The organism is Microvirga sp. P4_G7 (genome assembly GCF_056401005.1).
Genome location: NZ_JBFUKD010000499.1, coordinates 1 through 2860, shown reverse-complemented (window position 1 = coordinate 2860; position 2860 = coordinate 1). Strand labels below are relative to the sequence as shown.

The 2860-nt window shown below is 62.2% G+C and carries 4 protein-coding genes; all 4 read right to left on the bottom strand.

The features are described 5' to 3' along the window. Positions 1 to 731, bottom strand: a 731-nt coding sequence (locus AC1DT3_RS16975) for a thiolase family protein (RefSeq protein ID WP_477466411.1), incomplete at its 3' end; no start/stop codon positions are given. A 20-nt stretch (positions 732 to 751) separates the two neighbouring features. Then, complete coding sequence (locus AC1DT3_RS16970; protein ID WP_477466410.1) at positions 752 to 1534, bottom strand: enoyl-CoA hydratase/isomerase family protein; 783 nt, start codon at positions 1532 to 1534, stop codon at positions 752 to 754. Between the two features lie 10 nt (positions 1535 to 1544). After that, a complete protein-coding gene (locus AC1DT3_RS16965) occupies positions 1545 to 2510 on the bottom strand; it encodes an NAD(P)H-dependent flavin oxidoreductase (protein ID WP_477466409.1) in 966 nt (321 codons plus the stop codon). Positions 2511 to 2521: 11 nt separating this feature from the next. Continuing rightward, positions 2522 to 2860, bottom strand: a 339-nt coding sequence (locus AC1DT3_RS16960) for a TetR-type transcription factor C-terminal domain-containing protein (RefSeq protein ID WP_477466408.1), incomplete at its 5' end; no start/stop codon positions are given.

The window sequence follows — 2860 nt, the reverse complement described above, 5'->3', positions numbered from 1 at the left end:
GACTCACTGCAAACCAGCACTGCGGTCGCACCGTCGGTCATCGGTGAAGACGAACCAGCGGTCACCGAGCCGTTCTCCATGAAGACGGTCTTCAGCTGTCCGAGGCGCTCGAGCGACGTCTCGCGCACGCATCCGTCGTGTTCGACGTCGCCGACGGGCGCGATCTCGGCGGCCAGTCTGCCATCGCGCTGCGCCGCGAGCGCTTTTGAATGGCTCGCAAAGGCAAACTCGTCCTGTTGATCGCGCGAGACGGAAAACTGGCGCGCCACTCTTTCAGCCGTGAGGCCGACATTCATGTAGTCATCCGTGGCCTGTCGGCCCCACGATGGATGAGGAAGCGGGTTGAACCCCATCATCGGCACACGCGACATGCTCTCGGATCCACCGCAGATGAAGGCTTCGCCCGCATTCATGGCCAACATCCCGGCAGCAATCTGAACGGCCTGGATGGACGAGCCGCACCAGCGATTCACTGTCGCGCCGGCCACATGCTCCGGAAGCCCGGCCAGCATGCCGACGATGCGGCCGATGTTCAGCCCTTGCTCGCCCTCGGGAAATGCGCAGCCCCATAGGACGTCCTCGACCTCGGCGCCCGGAATTCCCGTTCGCGCCAGCAACGCGCGGATGGCATGGGCGCCGAGGTCGTCGGGCCGCACGCTCGAAAGCGCGCCCTTGTTGGCAAACGTGAAGGGTGTGCGGACATAACCTGCAATGAAGGCGCTGGCGGTCATCTTACTATCCTCGTGCTGGTTCAGTGGCCGCTGAAGATTGGCCTGCGTTTGGCAAAGAAAGCTCCGATGCCTTCCTCAAAATCGCGCGTCGCCGCGCAACGCGCGAAGGTCTCCGCTTCGTCCTCGAGCTGCGCGCTGAAATCCCGTTGCATGCTCATGCGAATAAGCCGCTTGGTCTCTCCCAGGGCCACAGGCGCGCCGGAAGCCAGCCGTCCTGCGAGCTTGCGCGTCTCCGATTCCAGATCGGCAAGCGGGACAATGCGATTGACCAGCCCCAACCGGAGCGCTTCCGCCGCGTCGATGGTTTCGGAAAGCAGGGCTATCTCAAGCGCCTTCCTCACCCCGACAAGTCGCGGAAGCGACCACGTGCCGCCACAATCGGGTGAAGCGCCGATGCGGGAATAGGCAAAGTTGAAAGCGGTGTCGTCGGCGGCAATAAGAAGGTCGAGACTGAGCGCGAGCGACATGCCCCCGCCTGCCACGGCTCCCTTCAGGCTTCCGATGACGATTTGGGGCGCGTCCGCCAGAATTCTCAACGCGTGATGTACCGGCCCAATCAGCGTTGTTGCCGCAGCGCCGCGGTCGCTCGACTGCCTGAAATAGTCGAGATCTCCTCCCGCGACGAAACCACGACCGGCGGCTGCCACGACAATCACGCGCACCGACGGATCGGTGGTGGCTTTTTCGGCTATCGCCGCAAATCCTTCGGCAAGATCTCGATCCAGCGCATTGAGTCGCTCGGGCTTGTTGAAGCGAATTTCGGCGACGCCAGAATCGATTGTCAGCAGTACCGCGTCGCGCATTTTTTCACCCTCATGCCACGGCAGGCCTGGCGGCCATTCGCCCGAACGGGTCGGAACGAACGTCGTCGATTGCTTTTGCGTAATCGGCGATAAGCTGTTCGCAAAGCTCCGCACATGGCGGAATGTCGCTAATCGAACCGACTCCCTGACCGGCCGACCAGACGTTTTTCCAGGCCTTCGCCTCGTTCATCATGTCGAGCTTGCCGGGGTCGGGCAAATTGTCGGGATCGAGACCCAAAGCGACGATGCTGGGGCGCATGAAGTTCGCGGGGATACCGGAGATCTTCGGCGTGTAGATGATATCGCTGGCCTTGGTCTCGGCCATCATTCGCTTCTGAGCCTCGGGCACCAGCGATTCACGCGTTGCCAGGAAGCGGGTGCCCAAATACGCCAAGTCGGCGCCCATTGCGCGCGCCGCGGCGACATGACGTCCCGTGCTGATTGCGCCAGAGAGAATGATGGCGCCCTCGAAGAACGATGAAATCTCCGAAATGAGCGCGAATGGGCTGAGCGTCCCTGCGTGACCGCCGGCGCCCGCGCTCACCGCGATGATTCCATCGACGCCGGCTTCAGCGGCCTTTTCAGCATGTCGGCGGTTGATCACATCGTGGAAGACGAGTCCTCCATACGAGTGAACCGCCTCGACAACGTCCTTGATCGCGCCGAGCGAGGTGATGACCACCGGCACCTTGTGACGGATCGTGATATCGAGATCGGCCGCGAGGCGGGTGTTGGTCTTGTGGACGATGAGATTGACGCCGTAGGGAGCCGCATGCGGGTAGTGGGAGAGCCTCGCTTCGACTTCGGACAGCCAGGCGGCATATCCATCGCTGCTCCGCTGGTTCAATGCGGGAAACGTGCCAATCACTCCCGATCGACACACTTCGACAACGAGATCCGGGCCCGAGCCGAGAAACATCGGGGCAGAAATGGCCGGTAGCCTCAATCGAGCAGCCAGGTTTTGCGGTAGTGGCATGTGTTTCCCTGTTATCGGCGCGGAGCAAGACCTCGCGTGAGTGTCTCGACGCTCGCATCGGCTACCTGTTCGGCGGTCATGGTGCCGGTCGGCTCATACCAGCGCGCGATCCAGTTCAGCGCGCCCGCAATCGTGAACGTCATGAGCCTGGCGTCACCGGCGGCGATCGACCCATCCGCCATACCTTCTTCGATGACTTGGCGAATCGTCATGTCGATCTCGCGTTTGAGGGAGCGAAACTTGGCGCGGCTCTCGCCCGACAGTTCGTGGTCGACAGTCCGCGTGACGCAGATGCCGAAATCCTTGGTCATGATCACCGCGTAGCCGTGCATGAGGGCTCGCAAACGCTC

Bases quoted from the DNA above. Each gene is read 5' to 3' on its own strand.
- AC1DT3_RS16970 (WP_477466410.1), bottom strand. From the start codon at position 1,534: ATGCGCGACGCGGTACTGCTGACAATCGATTCTGGCGTCGCCGAAATT.
- AC1DT3_RS16965 (WP_477466409.1), bottom strand. From the start codon at position 2,510: ATGCCACTACCGCAAAACCTGGCTGCTCGATTGAGGCTACCGGCCATT.